This window comes from Brachyspira pilosicoli (assembly GCF_036997485.1).
In the GTDB taxonomy this organism is placed as follows: domain Bacteria; phylum Spirochaetota; class Brachyspiria; order Brachyspirales; family Brachyspiraceae; genus Brachyspira; species Brachyspira pilosicoli_C.
Window position 1 is genome coordinate 448,363 of record NZ_JAWLPU010000002.1, and the last position, 18,422, is coordinate 466,784.

16 protein-coding genes are annotated in these 18,422 nt (G+C 22.3%); 8 read left to right on the plus strand and 8 right to left on the minus strand.

What is annotated here, in order from left to right:
• Window positions 1–123: 123 nt before the first annotated feature.
• Window positions 124–852, plus strand: coding sequence for a L,D-transpeptidase family protein (locus tag R4I97_RS07345; RefSeq protein WP_335784422.1), 729 nt, complete (start codon window positions 124–126; stop codon window positions 850–852).
• A 71-nt stretch (window positions 853–923) separates the two neighbouring features.
• Window positions 924–1,883, plus strand: coding sequence for a WESB_1763 family membrane protein (locus tag R4I97_RS07350; RefSeq protein WP_335784423.1), 960 nt, complete (start codon window positions 924–926; stop codon window positions 1,881–1,883).
• Between the two features lie 4 nt (window positions 1,884–1,887).
• On the opposite strand, the gene R4I97_RS07355 is transcribed toward R4I97_RS07350, so the two are convergent.
• Window positions 1,888–2,298, minus strand: a complete 411-nt coding sequence (locus R4I97_RS07355) for a hypothetical protein (protein WP_335784424.1) — start codon at window positions 2,296–2,298, stop codon at window positions 1,888–1,890.
• Window positions 2,299–2,578: 280 nt separating this feature from the next.
• Between R4I97_RS07355 and R4I97_RS07360 the strand changes: the two genes are divergently transcribed.
• From R4I97_RS07360 to R4I97_RS07375, 4 genes are read left to right on the plus strand one after another with little or no spacing between them, the layout of a single operon-like run.
• The gene (locus R4I97_RS07360) at window positions 2,579–3,079 is read left to right on the plus strand and encodes a chemotaxis protein CheX (RefSeq protein ID WP_013243429.1); all 501 of its coding nucleotides are present in this window, start codon (window positions 2,579–2,581) and stop codon (window positions 3,077–3,079) included.
• Window positions 3,080–3,100: 21 nt separating this feature from the next.
• Window positions 3,101–3,763, plus strand: coding sequence for a peptidoglycan recognition family protein (locus R4I97_RS07365; RefSeq protein WP_335784425.1), 663 nt, complete (start codon window positions 3,101–3,103; stop codon window positions 3,761–3,763).
• 15 nt (window positions 3,764–3,778) lie between these two features.
• On the plus strand, window positions 3,779–5,161 hold the full coding sequence (locus R4I97_RS07370) for a hemolysin family protein (RefSeq protein WP_335784426.1): 1,383 nt from the start codon (window positions 3,779–3,781) through the stop codon (window positions 5,159–5,161).
• The gene (locus R4I97_RS07375; protein ID WP_335784427.1) at window positions 5,162–6,280 is read left to right on the plus strand and encodes a CapA family protein; all 1,119 of its coding nucleotides are present in this window, start codon (window positions 5,162–5,164) and stop codon (window positions 6,278–6,280) included.
• Between the two features lie 268 nt (window positions 6,281–6,548).
• On the opposite strand, the gene R4I97_RS07380 is transcribed toward R4I97_RS07375, so the two are convergent.
• The 7 genes from R4I97_RS07380 to R4I97_RS07410 form a co-directional block, all read right to left on the minus strand.
• Window positions 6,549–7,529, minus strand: a complete 981-nt coding sequence (locus R4I97_RS07380) for a glycosyltransferase family 9 protein (RefSeq protein WP_335784428.1) — start codon at window positions 7,527–7,529, stop codon at window positions 6,549–6,551.
• A gap of 17 nt (window positions 7,530–7,546) precedes the next feature.
• Complete coding sequence (locus tag R4I97_RS07385; protein ID WP_335784429.1) at window positions 7,547–8,731, minus strand: AI-2E family transporter; 1,185 nt, start codon at window positions 8,729–8,731, stop codon at window positions 7,547–7,549.
• An 82-nt stretch (window positions 8,732–8,813) separates the two neighbouring features.
• Window positions 8,814–9,596 (minus strand): nucleoside triphosphate pyrophosphohydrolase, encoded by a 783-nt coding sequence (gene mazG, locus R4I97_RS07390; RefSeq protein ID WP_335784430.1) that lies wholly within the window; start codon window positions 9,594–9,596, stop codon window positions 8,814–8,816.
• Window positions 9,593–10,078, minus strand: a complete 486-nt coding sequence (locus R4I97_RS07395; protein ID WP_335784431.1) for a hypothetical protein — start codon at window positions 10,076–10,078, stop codon at window positions 9,593–9,595. The genes mazG and R4I97_RS07395 overlap by 4 nt, the downstream gene beginning before the upstream one ends.
• Window positions 10,079–10,169: 91 nt before the next feature.
• Window positions 10,170–13,178, minus strand: a complete 3,009-nt coding sequence (locus R4I97_RS07400; RefSeq protein ID WP_335784432.1) for a hypothetical protein — start codon at window positions 13,176–13,178, stop codon at window positions 10,170–10,172.
• A 205-nt stretch (window positions 13,179–13,383) separates the two neighbouring features.
• Window positions 13,384–14,343, minus strand: a complete 960-nt coding sequence (locus R4I97_RS07405; protein ID WP_335784433.1) for a hypothetical protein — start codon at window positions 14,341–14,343, stop codon at window positions 13,384–13,386.
• 27 nt (window positions 14,344–14,370) lie between these two features.
• On the minus strand, window positions 14,371–14,703 hold the full coding sequence (locus R4I97_RS07410; RefSeq protein WP_335784434.1) for a PadR family transcriptional regulator: 333 nt from the start codon (window positions 14,701–14,703) through the stop codon (window positions 14,371–14,373).
• Window positions 14,704–14,934: 231 nt separating this feature from the next.
• On the opposite strand from R4I97_RS07410, the gene R4I97_RS07415 reads away from it, so the two are divergent.
• Window positions 14,935–16,824 carry an ATP-dependent nuclease gene (locus R4I97_RS07415; protein ID WP_335784435.1) on the plus strand — a complete coding sequence of 630 codons (1,890 nt, stop codon included), beginning with the start codon at window positions 14,935–14,937 and terminating at the stop codon, window positions 16,822–16,824.
• Window positions 16,814–18,421, plus strand: coding sequence for an ATP-dependent helicase (locus tag R4I97_RS07420; RefSeq protein ID WP_335784436.1), 1,608 nt, complete (start codon window positions 16,814–16,816; stop codon window positions 18,419–18,421). The genes R4I97_RS07415 and R4I97_RS07420 overlap by 11 nt, the downstream gene beginning before the upstream one ends.
• Window position 18,422 lies beyond the last annotated feature (1 nt).

Here is an 18,422-nt window from a genome sequence, read left to right on the forward strand (position 1 = left end):
AATTTTACATACTATCTATTTATATCGACTTTAATCTTTTAATATTTTAATGATTAAAATAAAGTTTTTGCCGACAATAGAAAAATTATAATTAGTTCTCTCTAATATAAAAAAGGATAAAGAATGTTAAAATACATAATAACATCATTATTTATATTAAATACATTACTATTTTCAGCAAACTTTTTAAATGAGCAAAAAAGATACCCAAGAGTAAGAAAAGCTATAGAAGATAAAGAACAAATAATCAAACAAAATCTACAAAAAAACAATATATCTATAAACAAATTAAATATAATAATTACAGCATATAAAGAAGAATCTACATTAGAAATATATGCAAAAAACAATACCGACAAAACCTACAAAAAAATAAGCCAATACACTATAGCAGCAAAATCTGGTATATTAGGCCCTAAAAGAATGGAAGGAGATTTACAAGTTCCTGAAGGTTTTTATTATATAGATAGGTTTAATCCAGCAAGCAGTTATTATTTATCTTTAGGTATTAACTACCCTAATAAATCCGATAAAATAAAAGGTAAAAAAAATAGGCTAGGAGGCGATATATTTATACATGGCTCTGAAGTTACTATAGGATGCATACCTATGACAGATGATAAAATAAAAGAAATTTATTTGTATGCAGTATATTCTAAAAATAACGGACAATCAAAAATACCTGTATATATATTCCCTTTCAAAATGACAGAAGAAAACATTAAAAATAGAAGAGAATCAGAAAAATTAATAAACTTTTGGAAAAACATAAAAGTAGGATATGATGTATTTATGGACAGCAAAAAAGAAATAATATATAAAATAAATGAAAATGGAAATTATGAATATTGAAAAACAATATAAATCTTATATAATAGAGTATCATTAACTAATATATTTAATGATACTGGAAAAATAAAAAAATGATATATTTGTCAAAAAAAATAAATGATGTTTCTTTTATAAATACATATCGTATTTGGGCTAATTATTTTGTTATTGCCGTATTATTAAATTATATATTTTTTAGAGTTTTTATCATCAATAATGAATCCGTATTTTACATACTTTCTTATATACTGAATTATACTATTTTAATTACATTTTTTTTATTGCTTTTTTATAAATTTTATAATTACATGTTTGATTCTCGAATTTCATATTCGATTCTTGGTATGGTATTTCTTATCACTGGAACATTAAAACTATATATAACACACATAAATATATATAATATTATAGAATTATTATTTTTTATTTCTGCTTTAGCGCTTACTATATACATACTTCTCCCAATCATAATTAAAAAAGATATATATGAAATAACAAGAGGGGTATATATTTTTTTACTATTAAGTTTAGTGTCATCTAATCTAAATTACATAACAATATCAATCAATAAATTATTAGATTTTGACTTTTTGCATTATTTATCTTCTTATTTATCAGTATATCTATCAAAAGTATCTTCTATATCTTTTATAACATTAATGATAGCGTATATAATGATATTTATGAATGAGATAATAATAAAAAACATAAATAAATCTTTTGCATTATTAATACTCATTATTATATCTGCAACAGCATTTTTATTTGGAGAGAGATTTTTATTTTTCACAATTTCTTTGTATAATGCTCTAAATGTAGGGATATATCTTCCAACACTAATATACATAATTATAATAATTTTGTTTTTAATAACTCTATTTAGCTCTTTTACAGCATCATTGCTTTTAAAAAAATATTATCCTGAGCTTATAGCTTTCAGCTTATTGATTTTATCCGGACTTGATATGAATAACTTTTCTTTAAGATTAATATCAATGTTTTCAATAATTGAGCTTTCGAATTTAATTAATAAAAACGATGAAATTAAATAAAAAACTATGCTTTATTTAAATTCATTGCCTGCTGCAAAACATCTTTTAAGAATACTGAAGCTTTGGCATCATTTAGATTATTATTATTAAACTCTAATACTATATATGTAATATTATCCACTTGCAATTTAAATATCTTATCTTCAGAATCAGGCTCACCCACTTTAATCATTCCATTATATACCATCCACCCCTTCAAAGTTACATACGCATAACCATTATTTTTTAAATCGATATTCAAAACAAAATATGGACTTTTAGATTTATATAGCCCAATCCTATCTTTTAATGTAATTTTATCTTCTATTTCTTCTTTTTTATAATTTGATGCAATATTTCCAGATATGTTATTATTAACACTTTTGCAAGAAACAATTAAACTAATAAAAGCAATTGAAATAATAATTTTTTTCACCAATATTTTCCTTTAACTTATACTTTGATTTTTGACTTATTTTGATTTTATTTTAAAATATTATAACAAAATAAAAAACAAAAATCAACAATTATATATTTTAAAGAAGTACAATATTAAAAATAATAAAAAACTATTTTTCACAGAATATAAAAAAATCAGTATATTATAATAGATGTATAAAAAGTTTTAGCAGTCAAAAAAACTATTGAAATAAAGATATATATATGCTATACTAAAAGTGTTGTAATTAATATTTGATGTTTAAGAGGGAAATTATATGGCTACGACTCCTATAAAATTTATGGATGTTAGATTTATAAATCCTTTCATAGTATCTCTGGTTTCTATATTTAAAGAAATGGCTGGTATTCCTATGGAAAAAGGAACTTTAGTAAAAGGACAAGGACGTAAATTATTTTCAGGCTACGGTGTTGCTATAGGAATAGTTGGAGATGTTAATGGGCAAGTTTTGTATGAATTCCCTGAAAATTTTTCTCAGCTTCTAACAGAAAGCCTTACAGATAAAAAGAGAAGTGATTATGACTCTGAAGATGAGTTTGAAGATATGATGAGAAGTGTTATAAATGAAATGGGTAATACTATAAGCGGTCTTGCTATTACTAAATTATCTGAAGAAGGCATAAGCTGCGATATTACTCCTCCTATACTCTATTATGGAAAAGAAATTCAAATTATCCCAAAAAACTTACAAACTATTATAATACCTTTTCAATCTAATATTGGCTTCGTTAGCGTTAATATAGCTATGGACGCTTAAATATTATTATATAATTGCTGTATGAAAAATATTGTTATATTATTCTTTTTTATAACTCTAATATCATGTAGTAGCAGTAAAAAGATTGTATCAAATAAAGAAAACAATACTATAGAAATACACAATATATATAAAATATATCCAAGTACATTAAAATTAAGTTTAATGTCTGAATATAGCCAAAAACATTATGGTTATCCAAATTATAGTTTAATTAATCCTCAAATAATAGTTGTGCACTCTACTGAAACAAGAAATTTACAAGTAGCTCTAAATGTTTTTCAAAATGATTTTCTTATAGGAAGAAAAGATATAGATTCTGGCGGAGATGTTAATGTGGGCACGCATTTTTTAGTTGATACAAATGGAGCTATATATGCAAGTACTCCTTTAGAATACATGGCAAGACACACTATAGGTTTAAATTACACAGCAATAAGTATAGAAAATATAGGTTTTGCTGGTAAGCTTACAAAAGAGCAGCTTAATTCAAACATTAAACTAATTAAATATTTAAAAAATCATTATAAAAGCATAAAATATGTCATAGGGCATTATGAATATAGAGATACCAATTCACCGCATTATCATCTTTTTAGAGAAATAGACCCCACATACAGATTTACAATAAAAACAGACCCCGGATATGATTTTATGCAAGAAATAAAACAAAGGATACATTAATTTTTTATTACTATTATGGAAGTTATATTAATTTATTTATTTGAAATATTTAGCATATTAATACTAATAATGCTATCAGGGCTTTTTTCTGGAAGTGAAACAGCATACACAAGTATAGACGAAGTAACATTAATGCGTCTTGTGAGAGAAAACAAAATTAAAGAAGATGATACAAGATATTGGGGTAAAACTAATTCTATGATACCCACACTCCTCGTAGGAAATAATATAGTTAATATTACAGCAAGCTCAATAATAACTGTATTTGCTATAAGATTAGCCGATGCTCTGCCTCATATATCCGGAAGCGTAATGGTTACTATATCAACAACTTTAATTACAATACTTATTATTATATTTGGTGAGATACTTCCAAAAGTTATAATGAGAGTAAATGCCGAAAAACTTATACCTTCCCTACTCTATTTTATGAAAGTTTTTTATTTTATATTTACTCCTATCACCTTTATAATGGATAAAATCACTACTTTTTTAATGAATTATTTTGTACCAAAGAAATTAAGAAACAAAGAAAAAAAGAGTGCATTATCAAGCATAGAAGACATAACAACAATAATTAATTTAGGACATAAAGCAGGTATTATCAAAGGCTATACACATGATTTGCTTACTGGTGTAATGGACTTTAGAAACAAAACAGTAGAAGAGATAATGACTCCTCGTGTGGATATGGTATGTATAGAGGCTGATACTGACATTAATGAAATTATGCGCTTAACAGTTGACACTGGTCTTTCAAGATTTCCTGTTTATGAAGAGACTATTGACCACATTATAGGCATATTTCACACAAGGGCTTTATTTAAAGATTATATAAAAAACAACGGCAAAGCAAGCAAAATGAAAAAGAAAGCAATAGATTATATTATGCTTCCATATTTTGTGCCTGAAACAAAAACTATTAGCAGTTTATTTACCGATATGCAAAAAAGAAAATTACAGATGGCTATTACAATAGATGAATATGGCGGCACTTCTGGACTTGTTACTATGGAAGACATTGTTGAAGAGATTATGGGAGATATTGAAGATGAGAGTGACAAAAAAGAAAAGGATTTAATAAAGTTAAAAGGAAAGAGAATTATAGTAAATGGAACAGCATCAATCGAAGATGTAAATGAAGTATTGAATTTAAATATAGAACATGAAGAATATCAAACTATAGCAGGATATGTGTTAGATAAATTAGACCATATACCTGATGTAAATGAAAGGCTTATATTGAATGATTATAGAGTAAGGATAATGAAAGTTGAAGACAGAAGAATAATAGAGATGGAATTTACTCCTATAAATAGCATTAGAATATCCGATGTAAATAATATAAATAACACTGAAGTTAATACAGAAATTAATACAGAAAAGGACGAGGAATAGATGAAAAAAATTATTAGTATATTATTTATATTGATGTTTCTTTTTTCATGCGAATCTAAAGAAAATAAACAAAGTAATGAGCCTATAAAAAAGGCAAAGTTAGTTTTTACAGGCGACATTATGACTCACCCAAAAGTTGTAGAAGCTTTTAAGGGTAATGATATACTAATAGATTTAAAAGATTATTTTAAAGGGGATATTGTATTTGCAAATTTAGAGTTTGTAGTAAATACTAATAAACCTCCAATGCCTTATCCAGAATTTAATGGCTCTAAAGAATATTTAGAATATTTCTTTAATTATTTTAACACTTTTTCTATAGCGAATAATCATGCATATGACCAAGGAGCTAAAGCAGAAACAGAAACAGTATCTATGCTTCATCAAAATAATATACTCACATTAGGAGGCTCAACAAACTCACCGTATATCTCTCCTATAATAACAAATATAAACGGTATACCAATATTTATATCAGCATACACTATGCTTGATAATGGATTAAGCCATAAAACAAATAAAGATGGTCATTTTTATTTTATGAACTTCTATCCAAAAAAAGATGATTTAGTAGAAAAAGTAAAAAGCGATATGGCTTTAGCAACAAACAATGAAATAAAAATAATATCATTGCATTTTGGTTATGAATACACAATAGCCCCAGAAGACACAACTATAGAAACAGCAAGAGCATTAATAGAAAATGGGGTGGATATTATAATAGGTCATCATCCGCATGTACCAAGACCTGCTGAAGTTTATAACGGCACTAATAATAGCGGTATAATAATATATTCTTTGGGTAATTTTATTGCTAACCATAAAGGAAGATATCCGTATTTAGATATAGGCACTATTCTATCATTAGAAATTAATGAAAACAGAGAAATTAGTTTTTCTTATATTCCAACATATTATGCATTTTTTAGAGATAATGGTTTTGAGTTTGTAATGAAGCCTATAAAAGAAAATCCAAGCATCAATATGCCTACATTATCAAGCAATTATGTTTATAGTGCTTATGACACCAATGCTATAAAATCAGGCTATCAATTAATAAATAGCTTCTACTCATCGCTTACAAACGAAAATGTGAAAGATATTTTTGTATTATACTAAAAATTTTTAAGTTTACCAATTTTTAATTTGATGTTTTCATTATTTGCGGGGACTAGCCCCCGCACCCCCAGTTCTTTTGTTGGCACAAAGAACCAAAAAGACTGCATTTTTAGCTTAAATATAAATATTATTATATATTTAATACATATTGTAAACTTACAAATCTCAAGTACTTGCACTTTTTGCAACTTTTTGCGGCGGGAAAAAGTTGAATAAAAAAATTATATGATAAAATATATTTGTTTATGTATATAGTAAAAATTACTTTTTATAATTTTTTATAAATAGATACTAAATATGGCAAAATATCTCTATAATCTAACTTATTTAAACAATCTATAGTTTTACAGCCTCTTTTTATATACTCGCAATGAAAGCTCTTTATTTTATTGCAATACTTTTCTCTTGCCTCTATATTAAAAGCCTTGTCTCCTCTAACTCCATATATTAAAGGAAGTGTATCTCCAAATATGCCTATAGAATATATTCCAAGTGCATTTGCAATATGCAATGGTGCACTATCGCCTCCAATTAAAGCATACGAATATTTTATTACAGATATAAGCTCTCTTATTGTAAGTTTATCAGTAAAATCTATTATATCATTAATATTTTCTTTCATGGTGTTTGCAAAAGATGCATCATCTTTAGAGCCTATAATAATTACAGGCACATCATTAAACTCTTTTTTAAACTCTTTAATTAATTCTATAAAATGAGTATATCTTTTACTTATTCGTGTAGCTCCGCCATGAACTATTAGGGCATTTTTATAATTTTTCATTTTGTTATAACCGAATGCCTCTTCTTCTTTGCTTAAAAATAATTCTGTGTAAAAACCATCATCTTTTATATTTAAAGGTTTTAAAATTGAAAGTATAGTATCAAGAATATGTCTGCTATGTTTTTTCCAAGAAGTTTTATGTGTAAGTAAAAATCCTCTGCATTCACTATTAACACCCACTCTCACTGGTATATTAGCTTTTTTTAAAATAGATGCTGAAACGAATGATGTGTTTGCTGCAAAACCTATATCATAATTTTCTTTTTTTATAAACTCTAAATTATTCTCATCTCTCACTATAATATTATTTATATATGGATTTTCTTTTAATATATCAATTCCTCTGCTTCCATTTATTACATCAATAGTGCAATTATCAGCATAATGTTTTTTTATAGCCCTTATAATTGGAGTAATAAATATAGTATCTCCAATATAATTCATTCCTATTATTAATATTTTCATTGATAAAAACAAAGCCTTTAAATATTATTTCTATTTGGTCTATTTTGTCTATGATGTCTTTTATAATTATTGACTCTTCTTATTCTAACAGAATTATTGACAGCTCTTTTTTTCTCTTCTTTATCAGAAAATAATCTCTCTTCATTATACATTCTCATAATCTCAAAGAATAATATAAAAGTTAAAGGACCAAGTATGATTCCAGAAAGTCCGAAAAATAAAACTCCTCCCAATATAGCAAAAAATATAAATAGTGGGTGAAGCTCTATTCTATTTCCTAAAAGCAAAGGACGAACAAAGTTGTCTGGTATAGTAATAAAGAACCAAGAAACTACTAAAAATATTATAGCTCTTAAAATTTCTCCATTAATTATAAAAAGCACTCCAAGAGGTATCCAAATAATAGTAGTACCTATTATAGGCATAAATGAAGCTATGATTGTAAGAAGTGCAAAAGTTAAAGAATTAGAAACCCCAAATATAGAATAAACTATAAAAGCACATATACCCTGAAATATACCAGTAAATAAATTTCCAAATATTATTCCTCTTATACCTTCAGAAGCTTGTTTAAATAATCTGTCTAAATATTTTTTCTCTATAGGTATTAATGAACTTACTTGCTCTTTTAAATATTCTCCATCTACAAAAAAGAAGAATAAAGAAAACATCATAAATATAAATGAACTCACAAACTTACCTGTACTCTTTAATATACCAGCAACATTTTGAGTTAAATAAGAACTAACAGAAGTTAGATTTGACAGCAAACTATCTTGTATTCTTCTTAATATTTCTGCAGCTGATATTTCTAAAGGAAGCATAGATAATATTTCATTTAATTTTTCATTATTTAAAATAGAATTAAAATCCAAATTCATAAAATATTTTATACCAATATTAGATATATCTATAAGCTGCACTATTATAGTGTATAATAATAAACTAGTAGGAACTAAAAATATAATTAAAGATGTTAAAGAAAATAATAAAGCCAAAGTATGCCTTTTAATCATAGATATTTTATCTTCTTTACCATAACTTTTACCTATAGCTTTTTTAAATAATGGTGATAAAACAACATAAAAGACTAAAGCAAAAAATATAACCATACCAAATGGCTTTAATAGCTGGTACATTATAAATATTGATAAAAAGATAAAAGTAATAAAAAATATTTGACCTATATTATATTTATTCATATATATCCCTAAATATATTTTCAATACAAAAGTATTATATTATATAATCTAATATTGTCAAAGAAGTAAATGAATATTTTTACTAACTATTATTTTTTTCCATTGCCTTACATTCATTCCAAAGATTATCCATCTCTTCCAAGCTCATACTCTCTAAGCTTTTATTCATTTTTTTTGACATTTCTTCTATATATTGAAATCTTCTTTTAAACTTTTCATTTACTCTTAATAATGAATTGACAGGATTAATTTTATTCATACGGGCAAAATCTAAAACAGTCATTATTAAATCGCCTATCTCTTCTTCCAAATGCTCTTTGTCTTTTTCATTATATGCTTCTTTAACTTCTATAAGCTCTTCTTCTATCTTCTCTAAAGAATCATCTATATGCTCATATTCAAAACCAACGCTAGCAGCTTTTTTCATTAACTTATATGATTTCTCCATTATAGGCAAAGATTTTGGTATGCCATCTAATATGCTTTTATTATTATTTTTTTTCTCTTCTTTTTTTATCTCTTCCCACTGTTTTAATATACCATTAACATCTTTTACTTGGCTATCACCAAATACATGCGGGTGTCTTCTTATAAGTTTTTCATTAATATTCTTACAAACATCGTCTATATTAAATTTATTTTCATCATTAGCAAGCTCAGAAAAAAATACAACGTGAAGTAAAATATCTCCAAGCTCTTCTTTTATATTCTCATAATCTTTATTGTTAATAGCCTCAACTACCTCATAAGCCTCTTCCAAAAAACAAGGTATTAAACTATCAAATGTCTGAACCCTATCCCAAGCACATCCATTCTCTCCACGCAACTTTTTAACTATAGATATTAGCTCTTCAAAAGATTTCATTTATTTGTTTCTCTCTTTATTTTTCTAAAATAGTTTATTCTTTTAGGCTCTAATATGGCATTATATATAATTGCATTTTTTATATCCAAAGAAGAAAGCATATTATTAACATGCCTTCTATTTTCATTTGCCGCATTAAATATTGGGGTTTCTTCCATAATTTTAGACTTTTGAGACTCTATTTCTCTTATTCTATAAGCATATCTATTTTGCTCTTCTAATATTTCATTATCAGATTCATACTCATCATAATAATTATCATCTTCTTCATATTCATTAATATTTTTTAATTCACTTATGCTTTTTCTAAGATTTCTATATATCTCATCATCATTATTATAAGATTTTCTATTATTAGTATTAGCCTTTTTATTAAAAGTTTTTTGTTTATTAAGTTTCTTTGAATTATCTTTCGTTGCCTTTTGTACAAGACTCACGATAAGCCAAATTATTCCTATTACTATATATAAAATTAATTCCATAAAACATTCCTTAATAAAAGTTATTATATTAAGTTAATATAATAATGTCAATATTATATTATCCAGCAAGAAACATCATTAATAAATAATACTATATTTTATCTTGTTGTTCTTTCAATAAAAATTTAATAGCTTCTTTATCTTTATCCAAAATATTTCTATATGGATTAAATGAACTTTCATTATTCAAAGTAATATTTTTATAAAGTATATTACATATTGGTAATCTTAGGAAATTTGGAATATCATTATCATTTCTCAATATATTACTATCATCTTTATTTACACATTCTATTAAAACTCTAAATTCATTCTCAAATTTGAATGCATCATTCTTTATAAAAAAGTCATATATATGTTGATTAACATTTTTAGGATCCTTTAATTTATCATATAGTATGTTTCCAAAATAATAAATATAATTATCATCTTTAATCTTTAAAATATTTTTTATTAAATCTTTTTTATTAACTAATATTCTAACCTTTATATTATCAACATCATCACTATAACTCGTACCATATATCTTCCAGTTAGCATACGAATTTTCAGAATCTACTGTATTACTAAAACAACACATGTAAACTTTTTCATCTAATGAATACATATTCTCATTATTATCTTCAAAATTATATGGATGAGATATTGTTAATCGTTTTTCTTTAATATCTTTTATAAGATATTTAAAATATAATATTCTAGAGATGTTACATCCATTATCAACAATTAAATAATCAACTAATGTAGTTATATCATTAATTTCAATAAGTTTACTATCGGTTTTTAAATCATACACACAATATGTATTATTTTCTATAATAACTTTGACAGGAGGAAACAAATTTATAGTATCTAATTTTTTTATATCATTAAATAAATCATGTTCTTTAATAAAATTTCCTATCGTAGAATATTTAATATATCTATCTTCAATCTTATTAAAACATATTTTTAATAAATAAAGTTTTGATAATTTCTTTTCTATATTATTAAATATATCAGTATCCTCTTCCATACTAATATAAATTTTTATAATACTGCATAAAATTGTAGCATATATTTCAGTATTATAAATAATATTAACATTATCTATATTTTCAAAAAGCAAAAATAATAGTCCATTCTTTGTACAAGAAGATTTACTAAAAAACTTATTAAAATCTATTATTTCATCAAATCTTTCTTCAATGATTCCCATATATTCTAAATAATAATAATTATTATAAAGCTTAATATTTCCTCTATAATAATAATATGGAATTTTTAATAAATTTAACAATATATTTTCATGATAATTTATATCAATATCTTTAAAAATATTATCAAAATTATAAAACAAATAATATAAATAACTATTATCATTTACACCTATTAAACAATTATGCAAATCTTTAATATTATCTTCAAAATCAACTTCAAAATATTTTTTTATTTTTATTTTTTCTTCGTCTGTAAAAATTACTTTATCTCTAATATCTGATATGTACTGCATATAATTATAAAGATGTATTCCCCAATGTTTATCCCAATAAGTTTCTATATACTTTTTTATTTCATTCATATCTATTGTTTTTAAGAATATTTTACTTATTATTAATGAATAATAAATTATAAATGGATTAATAATTACTATTTCTTTATCTAAATATTCATTTTTATTTTTATATTTATTATATTCTTGATTATATAAAGCTAAATCCTTATATGTTGGTATTTCACCTAAACATTTAATTATATCATCTATATCACTAATTAGTTTATCTTTAAAGAAAAAACTATGCACACAAGAGAATCTTTTTTCTTCATATAAAGATTTTTCTTTCTCTATTTTTTCTCTATATTCTTTATCAATACTTTTTTCCTTTTTTATATTTTCTGGAATATATTGATAAAGCTCATCTGTTTCTTTTATTATATTCCAAGCAAAATAATTTTGCATTATTTTTGTAAAATTATTAAAATCATCAGCAGTGATATTTAAACTTAATAATAAATCTCTGTAATTATCTGTAAGATATATATCAGGCATTTCATTATTACCTTTGCAGAAAGATAAAAAATATTTTTGTAAGATATCAATATAACAACTTAAATCTATTTCTATATCATCATATATTTTTATTTTGATTTCATTATTTTTAAAATTAGCTATTAAATAAATCATAAATACAGGATACTGTTCATCAGATAAACAATTAACTAAATTTTTGTTTTTACTTAAGCAATAAATAGGAATATCTAAATTATATATTTTTATACCATATCTTATATTATTAAATAATTCCTTAAGTTCTTTACTGTCATTTATAAAAAATATATCCAAAACATTTTTTAATTTTTCTTTAAAATCTGAAATAACATCTATTATAGATAATATTATTTTAATATTATTATTTAATATTAATGGATGCATATCTTTTTTATTTAGTATTCTGCTTGATATTTCAAAATAATATTTTATAAAATTATCATATACTATGTCTAATTTAATATATTCATCTTCCAAATATAATAATAAATTGCCAAGCATATTATATTGCCTATATTCTGTACCCAATTTTTTGATCAAAGGCATAATAATATTTATACTATTATTATCCAATTTATTAGTATAAAGTTTTATTATGATAATAAATGATATTAATTTTATATAATAAAAATAATTCTTATTGTCAATACTACTTATACTTTTTTCAATATAAGTCAAATATTTATCAAAATACATATTATTGATTTTTTCATAATCTTCATCTATAAATATAGACATATCCAATAATAAATATATATTTCTTATTTCGCTTTCTCTCAAATTATTAATTTTATTTTCTATTATATCTTTGCAATAATCTTTAATTGTAAAAAATATTTTTATATCATTTAGTTTTATTATTTCATTTTCATAATAGTTTCCAACAGATAATGCAATTAATATATTTTCTTCATCTAAGTATTTATCAAATAGATAATCAAATAATTTTTTCTTATCATCATCATTAATATTCTTTAATATTTCACTGTCTTCTTTAATGTCTATTAAATCGTAATAAAAATTAAGTATATTATCAAAACTATTTATATAATCATCTAAAATTTTATTCATAAAAATACTCCCAATTAATTTATGTTATAATAATATAAAAAATACAGATAAAAAAACAATATATAGTTCATATTTATATAATTTTTTATAAAAAAAATACCATATAAAAGAAACAAAAAAGGATAGCTAGTAAACACCAGCTACCCTATTATATCTTACTATTTTTATTTAGCTTGTAATACAATATTTATTGCTTATATTAAATTTAAAAGTTCCTCTTAAATTTTAATATTTTATCAATACTGTCTAAAATCAATGCTAATAATATCATAAAAAAACAAAACATTTGAAAATTATTAAATATAGATAAAATTAAATTATTACTTACATTTTTTATCAAAGAATCAATAAATACTTCATTTATTAAATTATAATTAAAAAACCATATAAAAGAAATAACAGCAGAAAATATATTAATAGCTATAAATAATATTGTGTTTCTAATATTATAACTATTATCAACTATTTTTATTATCTCTCTAAATATTAATAAAACAATAAAAAATACAGCAAATAAATATGATGATTTTACAATATCAGTATTAAATAAATTTATAAACTTCCCATCTATATTAAAGCTAAATATATTTGGAGATAAAATAAATAAACTTAAAAATATTACAGCAAATAATATTGATAATAAAGAAAAATATTTATTTGTTTTTATATTATTATTTGGAAGTTTTGGTAATTTATCAATATCATCATTAAAAAAATTAATATTAAACTTATACATAAAAATAAATATTAAAGTAACAAAAGAAAAAGATAATATAGCAGCAAATATTATATCACTAATAAATTTTGATACAGTTTGATTTTCAATATTAATGATATGAGACAATATTATTCCAAAAATAGTAGATATTAAAACAATCTTTAATATATCTTTATAATAATTATAATAAGGCTGACCTATTAGGCACTTGTCTGAAGAATTATCATATTTTTGATAAAGTTTATTAGGGCTTCCTAATTCCATTAAAACAATTTTTGCATCTTTTAAAGTTACTTCTTTATCATTATATCTTTCCTCTATTGTATCATAAATTAATGTCTTTAATTCATCAGCAACATCATTTCTAATTTTTAAAGACATTTTATTTGTAACAGCATAAATATATCTTTCTATTAAATCATTTACATCTTTACTAAGTTCTTTCATAATTTTTCCTTTAATTTTTTAATTTAATTATTTTTCAAGAATTTTATTTACAGCATTAGAATACTCTTTCCAATGTTCTTTAGATTTTTCTAATACTTTCAAACCATTTTTTGTTATTAAGTAATATTTTCTTGGTTTTTCTTCGTTTGTTTTCCATTCACTTTTTAAAAGCCCCTGATTTTCTAATCTTCTTAAAAGCGGATATAAAGTATTAGACTCTATTGTTATGCCATTTTCTTTTAATTTACTTATTAAGCTGTAGCCATATTCTTCATTTTTAAGCTGACTTAATACAACCATTATTAAAGTTCCCCTCCTTAATTCTTGCACCAAAATAGAAATTAAATCATCATTATTCAAGCACTGCTCCTTATTATTTATTACGCTATAGTGTGTTATACACAGTATAGTACATCATATATGTAAAATTGTCAAGTGAAAAGATAATTATTTTTTAATATTTGAATAGAATAATGATTATTATCAAGACAATCCAGTACAAATAATCAACTATATGTGCGGCTGATTAAGAAATATCAAACAAAAAAATAAATTAGTTGCTTAATATGAAATATAAATTATACTATAAGTATGTATATAAGAGAATTAATTATAACAAATTATAAAAATATAAAAAATGTAAAAATTGATTTACAACATAAATATTCTATGATTTACCTAACAGGTGAAAATGGAATAGGAAAATCAAATATCATAGACATAATATTTAAATTATTTACATACAAAAAAAATTTATTTGAAAAAGAAGACTTCTATAAAAATGAAGAAAAAATTGAAATAGAAATAAAACTTGAATTAAATACTGATGAAATATTTAAAGATTATATTTATAGAGATGATAATAAGTATTTTATGAAAGTAGTATATAAACAATATAGTAGTAATGATGAATATGAATGGTTTTATAAAAATCTTACAGAAGAATATAAGTTACATAATAATATATTAACCAATTTTATCTGCTATAAATATAGTCCAAGAGAATTTGATAATAATTTCATGTTTAACAAATCAAATAGAATAGGAAAATTTATATCAAAAATAATAGAAAATCAAATAAAAAAATATCAAAATGATAATAACGAATTAAAAAAATTATTAAAAAAAAAATATAAAAATTGTAAAAATGAACTAAATGAAATATTTAAACCTATATTTAATAAACCAAATCAAGAATTAAAATTAAATATTGAAATTGATGATGAAATAAAGTTTTTATTAAAATTATTTGAATTAGTACATTATCATAATGATGATAATAAATTATATTTAAATCAATTAGGAAGAGGAAGAGGATATTATCTATATCCATTTATAGATTTTTTGGCATTTTTATACGATAAAATAAATAATACAAAATCTCAAGGTTTTAATACTAATATTATTATTTTATTTGATGAACCAGAAGTATTTTTATCTCCATTTTTACAGCGTCAATTTATGGATCATTGGTTATCAATATTTAATGACAATCAAAACTATAAAATTATCAATAATATTCTTAATATAATAACTGATGATAATGATGAAATAGACTATAAAATTACTCCGATATTTTTTGTATCTACACATTCAGCACATATAATACCGCATTTAGAATTAAATGAAAAAGAGAATATATTATCTATACAAAGACTTTATTATGATAAAGAAAATACTGTTAAAATTGCATCTCTTGATAAAAAAGATAAATTAAAACAGTTTATAATTTTTGATAGAAATATATTAGAGGGACTTTTTGCTAAAAAAATTATACTGGTAGAGGGTGATACAGAAGTTGGATTTTTACCTTCTTGTTTAAATGCTAATGGTATTAATATTCATCAAGAACATATATATATTATTAAAGCGGCACCAAATAATTTTCCAAGTCTAGCAAAAATATTCTCAAAATTGCAAATAAAAACATATATACTTACAGATAGAGATTGTAAAAATAAAGAGATAAAAGAGCAAAGAAATAACAAAATATACCAAACATATGCAAATGAAGAATATGGATATGTTAATAAAAGGGTTTATGATTTATACGAAAGTATAAAAAATTGTAATAATGTAAAAATATTTGTGTCAGATTATTGGGATTTTGAGGAAAGTATTTTAGTATGTCTAAAAAATCATTTTCAAAAAATATATATTAGCATTAGTAAAAGTAAAAGTAAAACTAATGATAAAGATAAACTTATTGAAAAAGTACAAGATGAAAATTCAAAAGATGAAGAATTTACTAAAAAGTTATTATATATGAGAAAAAAACATAAAAATATAAAAGATAATTACAGATTAATAAAAAAAATAATAAAAGAAAATTTAAAACTAAAACAAAATGAATATAAAAACGGAGAAAAAATAGATTGTGGTAATATGAACAATGAAGCTATCAAAAATGTTGCTGAGGAAAATTATAAACTTCCTAAATATATAATTGATTTAATAGAAGAATTAAAAAATGATAAATAATGATAAAATTAATAAAATATTAGAAAAACACAAAGATGATAAAGAACAGTTAGACTTTATAAAATCTACAGAACAATCTCTTACAATTGCTCCTGCTGGATATGGTAAAACAGAAATGTTAATCTCAAAACTTAACTATATCATAGAAAGTGAACAAATTAAATATCCAAAAAGAATTCTAGTTTTAACATTATCTAATGTGGCAAAACATACTATTGAAAGTAGATTAAATAATAATCAATTTGTAGACATATATAATTTTCATAATTTAGCAAGTAGAATTTTAAGGCTTCAAGGTAAACAATATTTAAATATTGATTATCAATATGAATATAAACACTATAATTTTAAAGATAAACTTCAAGAAAAGTATAAAAATGATAAAATAGAAAAAATACTAAATTATTATAGAGAAAAAATTAGTGAAATTAATAAAAAATTTCATGAAATAAAATTTGATGATAAAATATTTCAATATGTAGATACTATAAATAAAAATAAAGAAATATGCTATGAATATGTAATATATTTTGCAATAGTTCTATTAAATAATTTCAATATAAATGAAATATATAAAAATTTATACAGTTATATTTTTGTAGATGAATGTCAAGATATAAATTTATTGCACTTTATCTTATTAAGAAGTATTGCTGATAATGAATATAATAAAATATTTTTTTTAGGAGATACATTTCAATCTATAATGAAATTTGCTGATGCTTTAGGAGAACAAATTGAATATTTATTAAAGCAACATTTTAATATAACTAAAATTATAAAATTACAAAAAAATTATAGATTAGAAGGAAGAGAAAATATATCTAATTTCCAAAAAAATATTAGAAATTACGATAAAAAATTACAAATAGAACTTGATGAAGATTTTCAAATAAAAAGTTTTAATTACTTTGAAGAAGAGATATCATTTATTAATAATCAAATTAATAAAATTATTTCTGAAAATAAAAAAGCTAAAATAGCAATACTTTTTTCTAATCAATTTTATTTTAATGATGATAAAATCTTAAACTCATTATTTGAAAATTTAATAAAAGAAAATATAGAATATATAAATATATTAAAAACCGAAAAAGAATTAAATACAATAATGAAAAATGTATTCAATATAGCAACAAATATAAAAATATTAAATTATAATAATCTTCTTAAGAAGATAAAAAATTATTATGATAATGATATATCAAAATTAATAGAAGGTTATAAAAACTATTGTTTAAAGTTTGGAATAGATTTTAATACAATAATAGAAGTTCTAAAAGAAAAAGATTTAATAAAGTATGCTCCTTATTGCTCTGTAAATGTAAATATATTAAATATACATAAAGCAAAAGGGGCAGAATGGGATTATGTTTTTATTCCATTTTTAAATAAAAAACAATTCATATATAAAAAAAATTGTAATAAATGTAATAATATATGTTACAATCATATAATTGATATAAATGAAGAATTTTATCAAGCTTTTTATGTAGCAATTACTAGAACAAAATATGGTTTATATATAACATCAACAAAAAATAACGCTTCTTGTTTATTTTATCATTCATTAAAATTAATTAAGAATATTTATTAAA

Coding starts and splice junctions, on each gene's coding strand:
- R4I97_RS07345 (WP_335784422.1), top strand. CDS start 124: ATGTTAAAATACATAATAACATCATTATTTATATTAAATACATTACTA.
- R4I97_RS07350 (WP_335784423.1), top strand. CDS start 924: ATGATATATTTGTCAAAAAAAATAAATGATGTTTCTTTTATAAATACA.
- R4I97_RS07360 (WP_013243429.1), top strand. CDS start 2,579: ATGGCTACGACTCCTATAAAATTTATGGATGTTAGATTTATAAATCCT.
- R4I97_RS07365 (WP_335784425.1), top strand. CDS start 3,101: ATGAAAAATATTGTTATATTATTCTTTTTTATAACTCTAATATCATGT.
- R4I97_RS07370 (WP_335784426.1), top strand. CDS start 3,779: ATGGAAGTTATATTAATTTATTTATTTGAAATATTTAGCATATTAATA.
- R4I97_RS07375 (WP_335784427.1), top strand. CDS start 5,162: ATGAAAAAAATTATTAGTATATTATTTATATTGATGTTTCTTTTTTCA.
- R4I97_RS07380 (WP_335784428.1), bottom strand. CDS start 7,529: ATGAAAATATTAATAATAGGAATGAATTATATTGGAGATACTATATTT.
- R4I97_RS07385 (WP_335784429.1), bottom strand. CDS start 8,731: ATGAATAAATATAATATAGGTCAAATATTTTTTATTACTTTTATCTTT.
- mazG (WP_335784430.1), bottom strand. CDS start 9,596: ATGAAATCTTTTGAAGAGCTAATATCTATAGTTAAAAAGTTGCGTGGA.
- R4I97_RS07395 (WP_335784431.1), bottom strand. CDS start 10,078: ATGGAATTAATTTTATATATAGTAATAGGAATAATTTGGCTTATCGTG.
- R4I97_RS07400 (WP_335784432.1), bottom strand. CDS start 13,178: ATGAATAAAATTTTAGATGATTATATAAATAGTTTTGATAATATACTT.
- R4I97_RS07405 (WP_335784433.1), bottom strand. CDS start 14,343: ATGAAAGAACTTAGTAAAGATGTAAATGATTTAATAGAAAGATATATT.
- R4I97_RS07415 (WP_335784435.1), top strand. CDS start 14,935: ATGTATATAAGAGAATTAATTATAACAAATTATAAAAATATAAAAAAT.
- R4I97_RS07420 (WP_335784436.1), top strand. CDS start 16,814: ATGATAAATAATGATAAAATTAATAAAATATTAGAAAAACACAAAGAT.